Genomic DNA, 2,119 nt, shown 5'->3' with positions numbered 1-2,119 from the left:
GTCATGAATCGCATTAATGCGATGCTCGCCGCATTGCGGTTGGCGGAAGGCACGAGCACTACCGAACTGGTGCGGGAAGCGCAGCGATGGGGTCTGCCGCTCTCGGCGGCTGGTGACCGGTCACGCGACACCCACGGTCCCGAAGTAACAACGACCGCGGTGGGAGACCGCACTCGTATCTTCCACGAGGAAACAGGCGAGGGTGTTCGAGGTGATTCTGGTGTGTTGCTGGAGAATTTGGTGTTTGAGAAGCGTGCGCAAGTAGGTGTGCGGGAGCGGATTGATGTATGGGGTTGGGGGGCGTTTCGGGATAAGGTCTCGAGGGTTGTTTTTCCGGTGGGGACGCAGTTCGAGTTTATTGATGGTGCGGGTGAGGTCGGTTATTTGGGGGTGGTGGAGTTTTCGGAGATCGGTTCGCAGGTGCGGTTGATTAGTGCTGGTGATGTCGAGGGTACTGGTCGCAATGCTGTGGTGGATGTTGGGGTGTTCGGGGAGGGTTTGCGTGCGGGGTTGCCGCGGTTGGGTGCTGGCAGTGTGGTGCGGGTTGTGCAGCCTGGCCCGGATCTGGGTACTCATCAGGTGTGGGAGACGGCTCGGTTTTTGTTCGCTTTGCACGAAGGCGCCTTCGGTGCGGGAACGCGGGTGTCGTGGCGGGAGTCCGCCGAGCATGGCGAACGGGTGGTGTCGGTTGTTTCGGGTCCTGATGGAGTTTTCATTGTTGAGGATCAGTCGGCGTTGTCGGGGTCGGGGCTGCTGGATCGGTTGCGTGACGTAGGCGCAGTGGAGGTGACAGCTGTCGGGCCGCATCCGGGGGCGTCGCGCCCGGAGCTGTTGGCCGGAGGCATTGACTATTACGGTCGGGACCCGTTGACGGGTTTACCGGTGGCGTTCGCACCTGGTGAAATGGATATTCTTTACCGGGTTTCGCGGCGCGGCCTTGGTCTGCTGAGCAAACGATCTGCGGATATCGCCGAGGAGTTGCGTGCGGCGGGTGACCCGCACGCGGATGTGGATACGATGACAGCCCGGTTTACATCGTTGTCCGAAAAGTTGAGGGTGGCCGCTCCCGGGCACCTGCCTGAGTTCGTGCAAAAGGCTCGGGCTTGGGGGTTGTTGGCTCGGCAGTCAGAACCTGGCGATCTGGATCATCAATACTCCTTCCGGAATCCGATATCTGGCGAGTTCGTGCAGTTCTTGGACCACGAGGTGGATTTGCTGCAGCGGCATTCGCGGCGCAAACCCAACATGGAGAAAAAGAGTAACGAAGAGATCGTGGCCGAACTGAACTCGGCCGGAGACACCCAGGTCAACGGAAATTCAGCCAGCAAGCGGCTCCTGGTCATCTACAACAAGCTACAACTTGCGGAAAAGGACCGTAACGTTCTCGGTGTGGTGCGGGCGGCTCGTATCTGGGGGATACTGCATTCCAGCCCCGAGCCCGGTGATCTGGACTTCGAGTACCAGGGGTCCGACCCGGTCTCGGGTACCCGCGTCTCATTCCTCGGGGATCAGATGAGTGTGCTCCTGCGGCTCAACCGGCAGCCGCTACTCGGCGGTCGAGCGATCGCTGCCGAACTCGGCATTTCCGTCCCAACTGTCATAAGACGCATCAATGCGATGCGTACGGCGTTGCGTTTGGAAAAGGGTACGAGCAATGCCGAGCTGGTCCGGGAAGCACAGCGATGGGGTCTGTTACTCCCGGCGACCGGCGACCAATCAGGGCTGCTGGGTTGGCAGAATCCGGGATCGGGCAAGCTCGTGCAGTTCTGGGACTACGAGGTGGATTTGCTGCGGCGGCATTCGCGGCGCAAACCCAACATGGAGAAAAAGAGTAACGAAGAGATCGTGGCCGAACTGAACTCGGCCGGAGACACCCAGGTCAACGGAAAGTCAGTCAGCAAGCGGCTCCAGGCCATCTACAACAAGCTACAACTTGCCGGTGAGGACCGTAGCTTTCTCGGTGTGGTGCGGGCGGCTCGTATCTGGGGGATACTGGCTTCCAGCCCCGAGCCCGGTGATCTGGACTTCGAGTACCAGGGGTCCGACCCGGTCTCGGGTGCCCGCATCGCATTCTTCGATGATCAGATGAGTGTGCTCCTGCGGCTCAACCAGCAACCGT

Annotated in this window: 1 protein-coding gene; it reads left to right on the top strand. The window is 60.4% G+C overall.

Going from position 1 to position 2,119, the window contains the following annotated elements:
• Nucleotides 1–2,119 (top strand): hypothetical protein (locus tag F3087_RS46395; RefSeq protein ID WP_191094484.1); only part of this gene is annotated, 2,119 nt, incomplete at both ends.

The organism is Nocardia colli (genome assembly GCF_008704205.1).
Lineage (GTDB): Bacteria > Actinomycetota > Actinomycetes > Mycobacteriales > Mycobacteriaceae > Nocardia > Nocardia colli.
Note: the sequence above shows the minus strand (reverse complement) of the source record. Positions and strands in the feature narration are given on the sequence as shown.